Origin of the sequence: Microbacterium sp. Ld4, assembly GCF_045066555.1 — a bacterium.
Classification (GTDB): domain Bacteria; phylum Actinomycetota; class Actinomycetes; order Actinomycetales; family Microbacteriaceae; genus Microbacterium.
Genome location: NZ_JBISHE010000013.1, coordinates 368,547 through 384,555, shown reverse-complemented (window position 1 = coordinate 384,555; position 16,009 = coordinate 368,547). Strand labels below are relative to the sequence as shown.

The 16,009-nt window shown below is 66.8% G+C and carries 18 protein-coding genes; 4 read left to right on the top strand and 14 right to left on the bottom strand.

The genetic code is table 11. The features are described 5' to 3' along the window. Positions 1-47 precede the first annotated feature (47 nt). The gene (gene dcd / locus ACJJV7_RS12540) at positions 48-653 is read right to left on the bottom strand and encodes a dCTP deaminase (protein WP_405374260.1); all 606 of its coding nucleotides are present in this window, start codon (positions 651-653) and stop codon (positions 48-50) included. Between the two features lie 98 nt (positions 654-751). Here dcd and ACJJV7_RS12535 point away from each other — a divergent pair, with 98 nt between their 5' ends. Together ACJJV7_RS12535 and ACJJV7_RS12530 are read left to right on the top strand one after the other, a co-directional pair. Beyond that, positions 752-1,090 carry a hypothetical protein gene (locus ACJJV7_RS12535; protein ID WP_405374262.1) on the top strand — a complete coding sequence of 113 codons (339 nt, stop codon included), beginning with the start codon at positions 752-754 and terminating at the stop codon, positions 1,088-1,090. A gap of 268 nt (positions 1,091-1,358) precedes the next feature. Then, the gene (locus ACJJV7_RS12530) at positions 1,359-1,670 is read left to right on the top strand and encodes a hypothetical protein (protein ID WP_029153956.1); all 312 of its coding nucleotides are present in this window, start codon (positions 1,359-1,361) and stop codon (positions 1,668-1,670) included. Positions 1,671-1,898: 228 nt separating this feature from the next. On the opposite strand, the gene ACJJV7_RS12525 is transcribed toward ACJJV7_RS12530, so the two are convergent. The 11 genes from ACJJV7_RS12525 to ACJJV7_RS12475 form a co-directional block, all read right to left on the bottom strand. Continuing rightward, on the bottom strand, positions 1,899-2,432 hold the full coding sequence (locus ACJJV7_RS12525; RefSeq protein WP_251581231.1) for a signal peptidase II: 534 nt from the start codon (positions 2,430-2,432) through the stop codon (positions 1,899-1,901). After that, entirely contained in the window at positions 2,429-3,037 is a 609-nt protein-coding gene (locus ACJJV7_RS12520; RefSeq protein WP_036275918.1) for a cadmium resistance transporter, read from the bottom strand. Before ACJJV7_RS12520 ends, ACJJV7_RS12525 begins: the two co-directional genes overlap by 4 nt. Continuing rightward, on the bottom strand, positions 3,037-4,962 hold the full coding sequence (locus ACJJV7_RS12515; RefSeq protein WP_197491836.1) for a cation-translocating P-type ATPase: 1,926 nt from the start codon (positions 4,960-4,962) through the stop codon (positions 3,037-3,039). The genes ACJJV7_RS12520 and ACJJV7_RS12515 overlap by 1 nt, the downstream gene beginning before the upstream one ends. Then, positions 4,959-5,318, bottom strand: a complete 360-nt coding sequence (locus ACJJV7_RS12510; RefSeq protein WP_036275916.1) for a helix-turn-helix transcriptional regulator — start codon at positions 5,316-5,318, stop codon at positions 4,959-4,961. Before ACJJV7_RS12510 ends, ACJJV7_RS12515 begins: the two co-directional genes overlap by 4 nt. A 213-nt stretch (positions 5,319-5,531) precedes the next feature. Beyond that, a complete protein-coding gene (locus ACJJV7_RS12505) occupies positions 5,532-5,876 on the bottom strand; it encodes a hypothetical protein (RefSeq protein ID WP_405374266.1) in 345 nt (114 codons plus the stop codon). A 119-nt stretch (positions 5,877-5,995) separates the two neighbouring features. Further along, complete coding sequence (locus ACJJV7_RS12500) at positions 5,996-7,411, bottom strand: M23 family metallopeptidase (RefSeq protein WP_405374268.1); 1,416 nt, start codon at positions 7,409-7,411, stop codon at positions 5,996-5,998. Between the two features lie 6 nt (positions 7,412-7,417). Then, on the bottom strand, positions 7,418-8,152 hold the full coding sequence (locus ACJJV7_RS12495; protein WP_405374270.1) for a hypothetical protein: 735 nt from the start codon (positions 8,150-8,152) through the stop codon (positions 7,418-7,420). A gap of 231 nt (positions 8,153-8,383) precedes the next feature. Continuing rightward, a complete protein-coding gene (locus ACJJV7_RS12490) occupies positions 8,384-9,001 on the bottom strand; it encodes a DUF305 domain-containing protein (RefSeq protein ID WP_405374935.1) in 618 nt (205 codons plus the stop codon). 83 nt (positions 9,002-9,084) lie between these two features. Beyond that, positions 9,085-9,522, bottom strand: coding sequence for a DUF6153 family protein (locus ACJJV7_RS12485; protein WP_405374272.1), 438 nt, complete (start codon positions 9,520-9,522; stop codon positions 9,085-9,087). Between the two features lie 56 nt (positions 9,523-9,578). Further along, positions 9,579-11,717: a heavy metal translocating P-type ATPase gene (locus tag ACJJV7_RS12480; RefSeq protein ID WP_405374274.1), complete on the bottom strand. Its 2,139-nt coding sequence runs from the start codon at positions 11,715-11,717 to the stop codon at positions 9,579-9,581. Positions 11,718-11,745: 28 nt separating this feature from the next. Further along, positions 11,746-12,069, bottom strand: coding sequence for a heavy-metal-associated domain-containing protein (locus ACJJV7_RS12475; protein ID WP_405374276.1), 324 nt, complete (start codon positions 12,067-12,069; stop codon positions 11,746-11,748). Positions 12,070-12,402: 333 nt separating this feature from the next. On the opposite strand from ACJJV7_RS12475, the gene ACJJV7_RS12470 reads away from it, so the two are divergent. Both ACJJV7_RS12470 and ACJJV7_RS12465 read left to right on the top strand, forming a co-directional pair. Further along, positions 12,403-13,209 carry an RNA polymerase sigma factor gene (locus ACJJV7_RS12470; protein ID WP_405374277.1) on the top strand — a complete coding sequence of 269 codons (807 nt, stop codon included), beginning with the start codon at positions 12,403-12,405 and terminating at the stop codon, positions 13,207-13,209. A 349-nt stretch (positions 13,210-13,558) separates the two neighbouring features. Further along, positions 13,559-13,765, top strand: a complete 207-nt coding sequence (locus ACJJV7_RS12465; protein WP_405374279.1) for an ABC transporter ATP-binding protein — start codon at positions 13,559-13,561, stop codon at positions 13,763-13,765. A 68-nt stretch (positions 13,766-13,833) separates the two neighbouring features. Here ACJJV7_RS12465 and ACJJV7_RS12460 read toward each other — a convergent pair whose 3' ends face one another. Further along, on the bottom strand, positions 13,834-15,219 hold the full coding sequence (locus ACJJV7_RS12460) for an FAD-dependent oxidoreductase (protein ID WP_405374281.1): 1,386 nt from the start codon (positions 15,217-15,219) through the stop codon (positions 13,834-13,836). Positions 15,220-15,230: 11 nt separating this feature from the next. Continuing rightward, positions 15,231-15,992 carry an aquaporin gene (locus tag ACJJV7_RS12455; RefSeq protein WP_405374282.1) on the bottom strand — a complete coding sequence of 254 codons (762 nt, stop codon included), beginning with the start codon at positions 15,990-15,992 and terminating at the stop codon, positions 15,231-15,233. Positions 15,993-16,009: the final 17 nt, after the last annotated feature.

Here is a 16,009-nt window from a genome sequence, read left to right as displayed (position 1 = left end):
CGGATGCGCGCATGTTCTTGCGGCGCGGGGGCCCGATGACGTAGCGGTCAGTTGCCCTTCGCACCGGCGACGCTCGTGCCGACGTCGGTGCGGTGGAAGTTCTGGAACGAACGGGATGCCGTCGGCCCCCGCTGACCCTGGTAGCGGTTCGCGTAGGCGCCGGTGCCGTAGGGGTTCTCGGCGGGTGAGGTGAGCCGGAAGAAGCAGAACTGCCCGATCTTCATGCCGGGCCACAGCTTGATCGGGAGGGTGGCGACGTTCGCGAGCTCGAGCGTCACGTGCCCGGAGAACCCGGGATCGATGAACCCGGCCGTCGAGTGGGTGATGAGCCCGAGTCGACCGAGCGAGCTCTTGCCCTCGAGCCGTGCGGCGACATCGTCGGGGAGGGTGATCTGCTCGAACGTGGCACCGAGGGCGAACTCCCCCGGATGCAGGATGAACGGCTCGTCGGGTGCGACCTCGATCAGGCGGGTGAGCTCGGGCTGATCCTCGGCCGGGTCGATGAAGGGGTACTTGTGGTTGTCGAACAGCCGGAAGTACCGGTCGAGGCGAACGTCGACGCTCGACGGCTGCACCATCGCGGCATCCCACGGGTCGAGGCCGATCCGGCCTGCGTCGATCTCGAGTCGGATGTCGCGGTCGCTGAGCAGCACGCGGCCAGCCTACTGTCCGCGCCGCCGCGCAGTACGTCACCGAACCGGGGAGCGCTACACCTTCCCGGCGGCTCGGCGTTCTCGCTAGGGTTCGGGGCATGAACTCCTACGACGACTTCGGCGGCGCTGCGGCGGGCCTCGGCATCGGTGTCCTGATCCTGTTCTTCGTCTTGTACCTGGCGGTGATCGCCCTCGCCATCTGGATCGGCTACCTCATCCAGCGGACGGCGGTGAAGAACGGCGTTCTTCTCGCGATGCGTGAGAGCGGTGTGCAGTTCCCGCCGATGTACCGGCCGGGCGCGCAGCCGCCCTACCCCGGCGCTCCCGGACCGCTCGGCGGGCCGAACAGCCCGGGTGGGCCGGGTGCCCCGGGCGGTCCTGGCACTCCCGGTGCACCAGGGAACCCGCCGACGGCACCGAACTCGCCTTCGGCCTGACGCGAAGGACCGCACCCTCGGGTGCGGTCCTTCTTCGTGACGGCGACGCGAACCGCGACCAGACAGTCGCGCGCATCGCACTCGGCGTGTCACGCCGAAAACGTTGTGCCGATGTTTCGGCGTGAATGAGTTTCGATGGGGTGTTTCGACTGGTAGCCAGTCGGCGCGTCGATCCTCCGTCGACGTCGGCGCAGGTCGCGCCGTAAACGATCGTTTTCGGTGGTAGCCCGGGCACGACATCAACAGCGAAGTCGAGGATGATTGAGTCGTGGAGATTGAGCTGCTTTATATCGCCGGTTGCCCCAGCTGGGTTGAGGCTGGCCGTCGTGTTTCTGAGGCGCTACGAGAAACAGGCCACGACGAATCGGAGGTTCACTACCGACTCATCCGGACGGAGGAGGACGCGGGCGCAGTCTCGTTCGCGGGCTCCCCCACGATCACCCTGGATGGCAACGATCTCTTTCCGGGGTCGGGGCGAAGCAATGATCTCGCCTGCCGTATTTACAGCACCCCTGCTGGGCTGGCCGGGATGCCAACGGTTGAACAGATTCGAGAGGCGCTCTCCGCTCATGGCGACTGACGAGGACGTTGCGTGCACGTGCTGCGGGCGACATCTGCCACGCAAGAAGCTGCACGCACTCGGAGACGATCGCGCTTTCATCTGTCGACGATGCGGCTGGTGGGTGGCTCTGCGCCTACATCGCGACCGCCCGCCTGCCTAAGCGTGAACTCACTCAACGGCTGCCCACGGCGATCGCGCCGATGTAGAGGGCGAGTTGATGGGTGTCCCACCACCGCACAACGGATCTCACTCGGTGCTCTCATCCCCGGCGCGGATCATGAAAACTGCTCCGGTGATCGCTGCGGCGAAGATTACGATGTCGGCGATGTTGCCGATGAACCAGTTTCCGTAGGCGAGGAAGTCCACGACGTGACCACGGGCGAATCCGGGGTCCCGGAAAAGGCGGTCGCCTGCGTGTGAGGCGGAAGCGCCGCCGAGCGCGCCGATGACGATCGCCCATCTCACGCGTTGCACTCGGAACGCGAACACGATCGCTGTGACCGTGGCGGCGACAGCGAGCAGCGCGAACACCCAGGTGAAGCCTTCCCCGAAGGAGAATGCCGCTCCGGGGTTATAGGCGAGCTGCAAACCCAGCAGGTCACCGATCAGCGGGATGCGCTCACGGTCGGTGAGGGTCGCTTCGGCCCACACCTTGGTCCCCTGATCGATCAGCACGACGACCACGGCGATCAAGAGCGCTCCACCAGTGAGCTGCCGCCGCCGGGTCGACGACAGCTTGCGCGCAGCGGGCGGATGAGCCTCTGACTGGGAGGGGGTCATGCGAGCACCTCGATCAGACGGACGATGACCCCAGATTCGATCAGGATGAACAGGCCCAGGCCGATGAACACGGCCGGTACGAGCCAGTGCTCGACGCGCTCCAGCCCCTCGGTAACAGCCTTGTTGGTGCCGATCAGCCGGCCGGCCGCGCACCAGACCGCGACGAGGATCAGGAATACGACGATCATGATCGCGACGTCGCTGGGGGCGCTGGTGCGGAAGATCGGCGTGTAGAGGGAGATGTTGTCGGCCCCGTTGGCGATCGTGATCCCTGCGACGCCCCATAGTCCGACCGCGGTGATCTTGGAGTCGTCATCATCGTCATCGCTGTTACGGCGCAGGCCGCGAATGAGCGTCCAGATGCCGATGCCGAGCGGGATCAGACCCAGGAAACCGACCCATTCGTCCGGAACGATGGTGAGACCGAGAGCGGCGATCACGCTGATCACGACGAGGGTGATGAACCCGAGATACTGGCCCGCGACGATCTGCCACGGCCGGGGCTTCCCTCGACTGGAAGCCAGGAACAGCACGGTGAGCACGACAATGTCGTCGATGTTGGTTGCCGCGAACAGGCCGATCGCTGAACCGATAGTTGCGAGCATCAGCTTTCCAGTCGTGGCGTGCGGGTGCGTGCGGCGCGCAGACCGTTGAGGATCACGATGACCTCCGCGACCTCGTGGACCAGGACGACGGCCGCGAGCCCCAGGACGCCGAAGAGCGCGAGCGGGAGCAGTGCAGTGATGATCAGCAGCGACAGGATGATGTTCTGGTTGATGATCCGTCGACCGCGGCGGGCGTGATCGAACGCTCGCGGGATGAGGCGCAGATCATGGCCGGTGAAGGCCACGTCGGCGGATTCGATTGCCGCGTCGGAGCCGGTGGCGCCCATCGCGATACCGATGTCTGCGCCAGCGAGGGCCGGTGCGTCGTTGATTCCGTCGCCGATCATCGCGACCGGCCCCGCCTTTGACAGCTCGCCGATCGCGGTTGCCTTATCCTCGGGACGCAGTTCCGCGCGCACGTTGCTGATCCCGGCCTGCGCGGCCAGTGCACGAGCGGTGCGGGCGTTGTCTCCGGTGAGCATCGTCACGCCGACGCCTTGGTTGGTGAGCGTCCGGACTACCTCGGGGACTTCAGGGCGCAGTTCGTCGCGGACGCCGATCGCGGCGACGGGGGTTCCGTCGCGGTGGACGATCACGACGGTCATGCCCTGCTCCTCCAACTCCGCGACCTGCTTCCCGAGGTCGCCCGCGTCCAGCCAGCGAGGACTGCCGACGGTAATTCTCGATCCGCCGACAGTGCCGTCGATGCCGTGCCCGGCCTGCTCGGTCACATCTGCAGCTGCCGGTGTGCCCGGGGCCGCGGCGGTGATCGCAGAGGCAAGGGGATGCGTGCTGTGCTGCTCCAGTGCGGCCGCCCAGGCCAGCGCCTGTGTCTCGGTCACGCCGTTCGCAGTGAGCACCGCGGTGACCGCAGGTTCGTTGCGGGTGAGGGTGCCGGTCTTGTCGACCGCGACGTGGCGGACCGTGCCGAAGCGCTCGAAGACGGCGCCGGACTTGATGATCACGCCGAACTTGCTTGCTGCGCCGATCGCGGCGACGACCGTCAGCGGCACCGAGATCGCCAGCGCACACGGAGAAGCGGCGACCAGCACGACAAGCGCGCGGGTGATCCACACCTCTGGATCGCCCAGCAGCGACCCGATGATCGCGACGAGCGCTGCGAGGATCAGAACGCCGGGTACGAGCGGGCGGGCGATCCTGTCCGCGAGACGTGCACGCTCGCCCTTCTCGGTCTGCGCCTTCTCGACCAGCTCCACGATCGTGGTGAGCGAGTTGTCGGTGCCCGCAGCGGTCGTTTCGACCTCCAGCGCGCCGGCGCTGTTGATCGCACCGGCCGACACCGCATCGCCGGGCTCGACCTCGACGGGGATCGACTCCCCGGTGATCGCCGAGGTGTCCAGGCTGGAGCGGCCAGAACGGACGATCCCGTCGGTTGCGATCCGCTCGCCGGGACGGACCACCATGACCTGGCCGACCGTCAGCTCTCTCGCGGGCACCTGCGCAGAGACGCCGTTCTGCAGCACGGTCGCTGTCTCCGGCACGAGCTTCAGCAGCGCCCTCAGCCCGCCCCGGGCACGGTCCATCGCCTTGTCCTCGAGCGCCTCAGCAATCGAGTACAAGAACGCCAGAGCCGCAGCCTCCTCCACGTAGCCGAGGATGACCGCGCCGATCGCGCTGATCGTCATCAGCAGCCCGATACCGAGCTTGCCCTTGAACAGTTTCCGGATCGCGCCGGGCGTGAACGTCGACGCACCGAGGAGCAGACCGGCCCAGAACAACACCAGCGCCGGGATCTCGAGGCCGGACCATTCAAGGATCAGACCGGCCAGGAATGCGACACCGGAGAAGACCGGTACCATGATCCCACGGTCCCTCCACCAGGGCCGCACAACCTCTTCGGTCTCATCCTCCGCCGCAGTGGCAGGCTGGGCAGGCTCGTGCTCGCAGCCACACGCCGCGCTCACGCGTCCGCCCCCGTCCCACAGCAGCCAGCCACCGTGCACGCAGAGTCCACGCACGGCGCGTGCTCATCGACCGCCAGCGTCACGTCCACGAGCGCGACGAGCGCAGCCGTAAGATGCGGGTCGGCGATCTCGTAACGAGTCTGGCGACCCTCCGGCTCGGCAACGACAATCCCGCAGTCACGCAGGCAGGTGAGATGGTTCGACACGTTCGAACGCGTCAGCTCCAGCTCACGAGAGAGCACAGCCGGGTAGCTCGGTCCACCGAGCAGAGACATTAGGATTCGGGAACGCGTGGGATCCGCCATGGCCCGGCCGAGCCGGTTCATGACATCGAGGCGTGAGGAAATAGTCAGCACACACTGAACTATACAGTGATTGATGACCTATTGGAACGGCTTCACCCCAGGCGACATCTCTGGGGCCTGGGTGTAAGTACATCCGGCTCACACCCCACCGAATACGCCTACCGAAACCCGCTTACGGCGCACGTTTCTGGCATTCGATCTGGTGTGCCTTCACTCACCGCGCCGCAAACGATCGTTATCGGTGCGACCGCAGCAGAAGGCTGCTCAGATGGATGAAATGAGGTCCGCGCAAGCCTTCGCCCCTCGGCTGGCGATGTCCACTCGCCGTGCGCAGGAAGCAGTTGCCTCCTTGTGTGGTCCGCAGATGTCGCCACACGACGAGATCGCGGGCAGGCACCGCCGCACCGTATTCCGTACCGCGGCCAGCTCGACGGTGGCCTGGCCGAGCATCACCGCAACTTCCCTGCAGGCGTCGGCGGCCTGAATGACCGTAGCGTCCCACGCGCACAGGTCAGGCGAGACACCCTCGGACTGCGCGTCGCGTGTATCAAGCTCTCGCGCCAGCTCAAGGTACACAGCAATATGGGCTGCCCTCTCCGGAACGGTCATCCGGCCATCGAAGGCACGCAGTTTCAACGCATGCTCCAGGGCAGATGTTCGCTCTTCGCCAGGTGCTGCCTCCGAGCGGCGGACGGTTGTGCCCGCGGGCAGTCCGGGCGTGGGGTGGTTCAAACTGCGACCCCTCGTGCTCGGAGGAAGGGGGCAGGGTCAACCCGGACGCCGCCGACGTATACCTCGAAGTGGAGGTGGCAGCCGCTGGAGGCGCCGGTGCTGCCGATGTACGCAATAACTTGACCGGCGCGCACTCGTTGCCCGTAGTTGACGTTGTAGCCACCGTTGATGATGTGCGCGTACCCAGTGACCGTGCCGTCTGCGTGCTGGATCTTGATGTAGTTGCCCCATGCGCCGCTGTATCCAGCAAAGATGACGGTGCCGGGGTACGCGGCGTAGATCGGGGATCCGCAGTTGCTCGCGAAGTCAATCCCCCGGTGGCCGGCGCGGGTGCAGTAGCCGTTGCGGCAGATGCTGCCGCGAGTTCCGAACCACGAGCTGATCCATCCGTGCGCCGGTCGAACCCACCCGGAGGACTGGACCTTCCCGCCGCCGCCCCCGCTACTGGAGCTTTCGCCTCCGGCTCCGACGTTGTTTGGGGCTTGTCGGCGCCGTTCTTCCTCGCGGCGGCGTCGTTCTTCTTCGCGAGCGCGGGCAGCCGCTGCTTCCCGCGCTCGGCGGATGCGCGCCTCGCGCTCCCTGCGTCGAACTTCCACACCGGCCTGGTACTGGCTGATCGTGCGGGATGTTGTGTCTTGAAGGGCTGCGAGTTGAGCGTCGAGCACGTCACGGTACTCGTTCTGACTAGCTAGCGCGGCCAGGGCTGCCTGCGCCGCTGCTTGCGCCGTCTGCATCTTCTGTTCGGCTTCCGCCTCCCGGCGGTTACGTTCGTCGCGAGCTACCTGAGCTTGATCGCTGAGGTGGCGTGCGCTGTCGCGGGCGCCAGCAGCGTCGGCGTAGACCTCCCGGTTCGCGTCGACGAGACGGTCCATCGTCCCCAACCGGGACAGCAGATCCTCTGCGGAACCGGCGGAGCCGGAAAAGAACAGGTCCAGGGTCGGATCGGTGTTCCCTGAGCGGTATTGCTCAGCCGCGAGGGCACCAAGCTTGGCCGCGGCAGCGTCGGCCCGGGCCGACTCGGCGTCGGCCTGTTGCTGGAGGGACTCGGCGCGCGCGACGGCGTCCTCGTAAGCCTCCAGAGCGAGGACATGTTCTTGGCCGAGCCGGTCGGCTTCGGCTTGCTTCGTGTCCACGTCCTGCTCGAGTGATCGGATCAGCCCTTGAATTCGGGTGACTTCGGCGCCCTTCGCGGCCTCGTTGTTCCGAGCCTTTTCGACGTCATCCCAGGTGGGGTATTCCGCGGCGAATGCTGACGGAGCGAGGCTGGCTCCGGTCGCGGCGAGGAAGACCCCGATCGCGCCGGCGCTGAGCGCGCACCTCCGAGTGATTCCCCCACGTAGCGTGCGGGCCTCTTCCGCAGTGGGGCCGCAACCGCATGGGACGTCGTCAGTGACGCTCTGGATGTCCGTCATGGTCGGTCAGTTCGGTGAAGTCAACTGCTTGGAGACGGGTAGCGCGGTGAGCCCCGATTCCCCGGCGATAAGGATGTCGCCAGTGTCGGTAATCGCAACGGCCTGCGGGGTGGCTGGGGCAACGCCCACTTGCTCCCACGCCTGTGATCCTGCCTGCGCGACCCAGAGGGTGTTGCCGCTGCCAATCCCGACAATGCGTTGCCGGTCGGGGGACGTGTTGAGAAGTGCGATGAGTGGGGCACCGTCCCACGGGACGAAGCGGCCCCCGCCGTCGAGGCTCACCTGTAGTCCGTCGGGAGTGGATGCGATGAGGCGTTCATCTGCGTCGACGGTCAGGTTGAACGCCGGCAGGGCGCTGCCGGTGGGTGCCCATGTCTGGCCCTGGTCGGTGCTGGTGAGGATATCGGGGTTGTCGGTCGTGATGCCGTACAGGGTGCCGCTAGGGCCGGCGGCGAGGACGTGGAAGTCCTTCTCGCCGATGTAGGCGACGGGTTGCCAGGACTGCGCGGTGTCGGTGCTGCGGATGATGCCCAGGTGCGGGGCGCCGAGTTCGGGAGGAGTGTCGGGCCCGGGGTGACCGGAGGCGATCAGGGTGCCGTCGATCGAGGTCAGACCCATCGCATCGAACACGGGGCCGGCGACCGGGTCACCGAGCTGGCCGTCCTCGGTGGCGGTGTAGATGCCTTCGTGGGTGCCGATGAGGAACCCGTTTCCGTCCGGGGCAGGCACGATGCTGTGCACGTGGGTGGTGGCTACAGGCTCTGGTGATGTCACTTCCGGTTCGGATGAGGCGCATCCGGCGAGGGTGAGAGCTCCGACCGCAATCGCGGTGACGGCGGCGAGGGAACGGCAACGGGTGAGCGTGCGGGATGAGGGCAGGGCGGAGTGAAGAGGGAGGTGTGTCATGGTGTTGACCTTGCGCAGCGGGAATCGAGGAGTGGGACGGCGCGGGCGCCGTCCCACTCCTGCCGGTCACAGGCTGGCGAGGATGTCCTCCATCGCAGCGATCTCGGCGGTCTGGTCGTCGACGATCTTCTGCGCGAGGGCGGTCGCGTTCGGGTTCTGCCCGTTGCTGACTTCTTCCTGAGCCATCTCGATTGCACCGTTGTGGTGCTCGATCATCTGCTCCAGGAACAGCTTGGCCGCCTCGGTGCCGGTCGCCGCGTCGAGGGCTTGCATGTCCTCTTCGCTCATCATCCCTCCGCCGTGATCCATGCCATCCATGTCCGTGCCGGAGGTGTCGGCGCCCCACTCCTGCAGCCAGCCGTTGAGCGTGTCGATTTCGGGCTGCTGGGCGGCTTTGATGCCATCGGCGAGGTCAACAACCCGTGGGTCGATGTCGTCCTTGCTCAGCAACACGTCGGACATCTCGATGGCCTGCTGGTGGTGCGGGATCATCATCGTCGCGAACATGATGTCCGCGTCGCTCGCGTTCGCAGACGCGTCAGCGGAGGGGGCGGCGCTGCTGCTGGAGCCGCCGTGGTCCATCCCAGACATGCCACCCCCGGCGTTCCCGGTGTCGGAGCACCCGGCGAGGATAAGGGCGGTGGTCAGGGCGAGCGCGGCAGTCGCCGCAGTACGGATCTTCATGAGGTTCTCCAAAAGTCGTCAACGAGGTTCCCGCCCGGCGGGCAGGGTGAGCCGTGCCTGCGCGGGGGCAGGCAGCGGCATCCTCAGGTGCGACTAATGCAGAGAACGATCAATGAGGGTGGAGGCACCGGTGCGAGGCAACCCGGCCACGACGAGACGGTCTGGGATCCGCGTTCGGGGTCGGTGGTCCGCCAATTCCCGGTAATGCGGGCGAGGATCAGCACGGTCACGAGCAGGGCGAGCACGCACGCCAACCACATCATGGTGTCGTGCCCACCGGCACAGTCATCGCACTCCCCCGCCGCCGGTTCCCCGACCGGAGCGGCGTCCTGAGCGTGGTGCGAGGCGGCAGGCGCAGTCGTAACGGTGTCGAGGTGACCGGTGCTGGTGGCGTGGCTGTTCAGGGAGTGCATCGCAAGCAGCCCCGCGACGATCCCCGCAGTGATCGCGATCGTCACGAGGAAGGTGCGGGTGAGCGTGCGCGTGCGTCCCATGGCATCCGCGAGCGTGATTAGCGACATGCTCCCCTCCTTCCTTCCCTACCGTCCAACGTAGTCCGCCTCTTTATTGGCGGCTGCTACAGGCGGCTGACCGTGTCGGGGGTGAGGTCCAGTCGGCGTAGAAGCTGCGCGTTCAGCGCGACAACGATCGTCGACAGAGACATCAGGATCGCCCCGATCGACATCGGCAGCACGAACCCGATCGGCGCGAGGATGCCCGCGGCAAGCGGCACGGACAGCAGGTTGTATCCCGCCGCCCACCACAAGTTCTGCTTCATCTTCCGGTAGCTCGCTCGTGACAGCTCAATCACCGACAGCACCGAACGGGGGTCGTCGCTGGCGAGGATGACCCCCGCCGACGCGATCGCGACATCGGTGCCCGCGCCGATGGCGATACCGACGTCGGCTTGGGCGAGAGCGGGCGCATCGTTCACACCGTCGCCGACCATCGCGACCTTCCGGCCCTCGTCCTGCAGCTCCTTCACCTTCGACGCCTTGTCCTCCGGCCGCACCCCGGCGAAGTACCGGTCAATGCCCAGGTCCGCGGCAACAGACGCAGCAACCGCGTCCGCGTCGCCGGTGATCATCACTACCTGCACGTCCTGGTCGTGGAGCGCCGTCACTGCGGCGCGAGACTCGGCGCGGATCTCGTCTGCAAGGCGCAGCGCACCGGCGACCTTCCCATCGAGGAGGACGTGAAGGATGATCGCGCCCTCCCTGCGCCACTCGTCCGCGACGGGCAGCTCTACAGCGTGCTCCTGCTCGAGCATGTAAGGGCCACCGACGTGTACGGTGCGACCATCCACGCGGGCGCGGACGCCCACGGCAGGAGAGGACTCGAAGTCGGTGGCGACGGGGACAGTGAGCTGCTTGTCTTTCGCGGCGTTCACGATCGCGCGGGCCAGAGGGTGCTCCGAATCGGATTCCGCGCCAGCAGCCAGAGCCAACAGCTCATCCTCGGATGCGTCGCCGGACGGTTCGATAGCCGTGACCGCGGGGGCGCCCTTGGTGAGGGTGCCGGTCTTATCGAACAAGACCGTGTTCACGGTGCGCATGCTCTCCAACGCGAGACGGTCCTTCACGAGCACACCACCGCGGGCAGCGCGCTCGGTCGCGATCGACACGACCAGCGGGATTGCGAGGCCCAACGCGTGCGGACACGCGATCACCAGAACGGTGATCGTGCGGACCACCGCATCATCAGGCAACCCCACGAGCGTCCACACGATCGCGGTGATCACCGCGGCCCCCAGCGCGAACCAGAACAGCCACGCCGCGGCACGATCCGCGAGCCGCTGCGCCCGCGACGATGAGCTCTGCGCGTCGGCCACCAGCTTCTGGATCCCCGCGAGAGCGGTGTCGTCCCCGACGGCGGTGATCTGCACCCGAACCCCGGAGTCGGTGGCGACGGTGCCGGCGACGACCTGGTCGCCCTCACTACGCCGCACCGGGCGGGACTCGCCGGTGATCATCGACTCGTCCATGCTGGCTGAGCCCTGCACGATCCGCCCATCTGCGGGCACCCGCCCGCCGGGACGCACCACCACGACGTCGTCGACGACCAGGTCAGACGGTGCGACGGTGACAACCTCATCACCCTGCACCTTCTCGGCCTCATCGGGCAGAAGGGCGGCGAGGGAATCGAGTGCGGAGGTTGTCTGGGCCAGAGAGCGCATCTCGATCCAGTGACCGAGCAGCATGATCACGATCAGCAGCGCGAGCTCCCACCAGAAATCGAGCTCATGGTGCAGCAGCCCGAGGCTGGCACCCCAGGATGCGAGGAACGCGACGGTAATCGCCAACGCGATCAGCAGCATCATCCCGGGCTTACGGGCGCGGAGTTCACTGACCGCGCCCGTCAGGAACGGGGCGCCACCCCACACGTACATCACCGTGCCCAGCACCGGGGAAACCCATCCCACCCAGGCCGCATCTGGCAGTGGGTAGCCGATGAGCATCGCGAACATCATTGAGAAGCCCGCGACCGGCACCGCCAGGATCAGCATGATCCAAAACAGTCGGCGGAACTGCCCCACGTGATCCCCGTGCCCAGCGTGACCGCCATGGTCCGCGTGCCCGTGTGCGGACTTCCCCGCGGCGGGTGCCTGCTCGTGATGAGCGTGCCCGGTGTGCCCATGCTCGGCCGTGGCGGTGTGCCCGTCGTGGTCGGTGTGGCCTCCGTGGGAGGCGTGATTGTGGTGATCGTGCTGGCTCATGAGAGCTCCCCTCGAAAGAACCGGCGGGTCAGGCGGGCGTGCTTGCGACGGTGTAACCGACCTCTTCGATAGCTGCCTTCACCATCTCGGAATCGACCGGAGTTGCACTGTGGATCGTGACGCGCGACGCGCCGCCCGCAACCAGATCCACCGAGACACTGTCCACACTCTCGACGGCCGACAGTTCCTCCGTGACGCTCGACACGCAGTGAGAACACGTCATCCCCGACACCAACACGTCCTGCGCGATCGCGCTGCTCGCGGCGACCGCGGGCTCAGCGCTCGAAGCTGTCGAACAGCACGCGCACCCTGAGTTCTTATCCGTCAGGCCCAGCTCAATACGGTCCACCATCTGAATCTCCCCTCAACACGGCCCCTGTTCGGGCGGCCGACTGGATGCCAATACCAAAGATACCATACCCCCCTAGGGTATGGTCGTCCAGGCTCCAACATGCTTCCGCGGAGCCAACCGAAAACGCCCGCCGAAACCAGGATTCGGACTACGTTTCCGGTGCACACCTAGTGCGCCTCGGCGGGATAGACCCGAAGACGATCGTTTTCGGCCGCGGCGCTGGAGCCATGACGTTGCTCAACTTTTTTCGCAAACGGCGAGGGGAAGTTCGCGATGTCGGACATATGAGGGATTGTGGTGACTATGAGCTGACCAGGATCGCGAGGGAACGCCATGACCGGTAACGACGAGCCCGAAGAGCATTCGTCCTCCGATGGCGTTCCTACTCTCAGCGCGTGGGCAACCGATCAGGCCTGGCTGGCCGACGCGGACCGCGACCGCGCTGAGGAACGATTCGAGCGGCTCGCTGGAGACCGCGAACTCGCCGCCGCACTCCAGGCCAGCGGATACCGTGGCCGCAACTACGAGCTGTTCGCGAACGAGATCGCGAAGTACGGGTGGGCTGTCATCCGCGGGTGGATCTACAAGGGGCAGATTCGTGGCGAGGTGAGGCGGAAGGGTTTTGGTGCGCTGGAGCCGGAGCCTCGCCCCGGCTCGATGGTCGAAGACGCCGAGAGCCTGGCGGATGAGACGGTTGTCCTGGCCCTCAGCGCGTTTCGAGACAAGGTGCTCGTTCCGGGCAAGTGGGATCCCGCCAAGGGGGCGTCCTTGCGCACATTCTTTGTGGGCCAGTGCCTGTTGCAGTTCAGCAACGTCTACAAGCGCTGGCGTCGAGAAGAACTGCGTTCTTACGCGGAGCCGCAGACCCCGCCGCCCGCCGCCTGGGCTGACGACTTCGAGGAGGGCCCGTCGACGCCGGTAGCTCCCGATGCGAGCGAGGCAGCGCACATCAAGGACGAGCTACGCCGTGCATTCGGGAGTATTAAGGATGAGCGTGTTCGCTCAGCGTTCTACCTGAGCGTGACGCATGGGTTCACGCACGCCGAGATTGGCGAGAAGCTCGGCATGACCGCGAAAGCGGTGGAGTCGGCGATCGCGCGAGCACGTCAGCAAGCACGAGAGAACCGGGAGTCCGCATGAGCAGTGAATTTCGGGGCAAGATCGAGCGCTCGTCCTTCGGCACCCAGAGCGCAAAGGCAGCACGCCGAACCGTTCCCGCCAGCAAAGCTCAATCGCTCGTCTCACGATCCATGACGAGCAACGCTCAGCCAAGAAAGTTGAGAGGCCGCGAGGGGAAGTGACCACCGGCGGACATATACCGAGATGTCGGGATAACAACTGAAAAGAGCCGCCCCGCGGTAACGGGACGGCTCACAAGCCCTGAGAAGGTCAGGTCTCATCCAGAGCACTGACTGTACCGGAGTTGGCAGCCGCAGCCTAGCGGCGCTCCGTCTCACGGCACCCGGCACCAATCAGTGAAGGAGTTCCTATGGGAACCGTTCGTCGCTCCGCATCCACCGGTCGTTTCGTCTCCAAGGCCGCTGCGGCCCGCTGGCCCGGAAAGACCACCACCGAACGTGTCGGCTCCGGCTCGAGCAACTCGACGACCGTGCACCGCTCCGCGTCGACGGGCCGGTTCGTGACCGAATCGACCGCCAACCGCAACCCGAGCGGCACGATCAGCCAGCGCGTCTGACCGGACCGGAGGGCCTGCACGCGCATACGTGCAGGCCCTCGTCGTGTACGGCGAAGGGGTCGTAGCGGCTAGATCGCGGCCGTCAACGAGCGCGCATCGCGCTCCCATGCCTGGGTTGCCATCTGCACGGCATCCCACGGGGAGCCGAGCGGGGGCGTGTAGGAGAGGTCGAGGTCGCTCATTCCGGCCACCGTCATGCCGTGGTGCAGGGCGGTGGCGTAAGTGTCGACACGCTTGGAGATTTCGGCGCCGCGGGTGCCGACGAGTTGTGCACCGAGGAGGCGGCCGTCGCGGGTGTCTCCGGTGATGCGGATGCTGATGGGGGTGGCTCCGGGGTAGTAGCGCTTGTGGTCGTCAGCGATGGCGGTGTAGCTGTGGGGGGCGTAGTCGGCGGCGGCGGCTTCGTGGTTGCGGAGGCCGGTGCGGGCGGCTACGACGTCGAAGACCTTCACGACCTGTGTGCCGAGGCTGCCGGCGAAGCGGGCGTTGCCGCCGATGGCGTTTTCTCCGGCGACGCGGCCCTGCTTGTGGGACGTGGTGCCGAGGGGCAGGTAGGTGACGCCGAGGAGGCGGTGGTGGGTGACCACGCCGTCTCCGGCGGCCCACACGTTCGGCAGGCCGGTGCGCATGTGCTCGTCGACGACGACCGCACCACCGGCGCCCGTGGCCGCGCCCGCGGCGGTGAGCAGGCTGGTGTTGGGGCGCACGCCCACGACCACGAGCACGAGGTCGGCGCTGCGGGAGAAAGTGTCACCGTCGCGGATGCCGGTCACTGTGAGGCGGCCCGCGTCGCGGGTGACAGCTTCGACGCGGGTTCCGGTAAGCACGTCGACGCCGTGGCGGGTGAGTTCCTCACGGACGAGGGAGCCCAGTTCGGAGTCGAGGGTGGAGAGCACTTCGGGGCCGCGTTGGAGCTGGGTGACGTGCAGGCCGCGGACGGTGAGGGCTTCGGCCATTTCGAGGCCGACGTAGCCGGCGCCGACGATGATCGCGGTTTTGGGCTGGTGCTCGTCGAGGTAGCGCTCGAGGGCGAAGGTGTCGCCCATCGAGTGCAGCAGGTGGACACCGTCATCGGGGCCGAGCTGGTCGAGGCCAGCGATCCCGGCGGTTGACGGGGATGCTCCGGTGCCGACCATGAGCTCGTCGTACGCGATCGTCGATTCGGTGCCGGCGGCGTCGCGGACGGTGAGCGTGCGGCCGTCGACGTTGATGCTGGTGGCGAGAGTGTCTAGGCGCAGGTTCATGCCGGTTGCTTCGAGGTCGGCGTGCGTGCGGTGGGCGAGGGACTGCCAGGGCTGCACTTCGCGGGAGAAGTAGTAGGGGATGCCGCAGATGGAGAAGTTCGGGTAGGCGTCCGCGACCACGACGGTGACGTCGACGGAGGGGTCGAGTTCGCGGGCGCGCAGGGCGGTGGAGATGCCGGCGTCGCTTCCGCCGATCGCTACGAGGTGCATGGGGGTGCCTTTCAGGACGTGGTTTCGGGTTGCGTGGGCACCACGACGTCGCCCGCGGTGCGCGCGGCGGTCGGGTAGAAAACGAGCAGCAGCGCGAGCCCAAGGGCCGCGCCGACGAGCTGGGCAAGGATGAACGGGACCACCGATGCGGGGGCGATGCCGGCGAACGTGTCGGTGAACATGCGGGCGATGGTCACGGCGGGGTTGGCGAACGATGTGGAGCTGGTGAACCAGTACGCGGCGCCGATGTAGGCACCGACCGCTGCCGCGGTCACTGAGCCTTTCCCGGTGCGGGCGAGCGCGAAGATCAGCAGCACGAGCCCGGCGGTGGCGACCACTTCCCCGACCAGGTGCCCGCCGGTCGCACGGTCGTTGCCGGAGAGCGCGGGCGCGGTGTCGAACATCACTCCTGCCAGGAGGGTGCCGGCGATGCCGCCGAGAATCTGCGCGGCGAGGTACGGGGCGAGATCGCGCGGCAGCAGGCCGGTCCCCGCGCGACGGCCAAGCAACCAGTCGGCCAGCGACACCACGGGGTTGAAGTGCGCTCCTGACACGGGGCCGAGCATGAGGATCAGCACCGTCAGGCCGAGCGCCGTGGTCAGGCTGTTCTCGAGAAGCTGCAACCCCACATCATTTGGGGAGAGACGCTGCGCGGCGATCCCCGACCCGACCACGACGGTGACGAGCAGCCCCGTCCCGACGAACTCGGCAGCGGCACGGCGCAGCACGTGCGGCCGCGTCACGGCCGGGTAGGAGCGAGTGGTGGTTTTCATGTCGGCTCATCTTGACC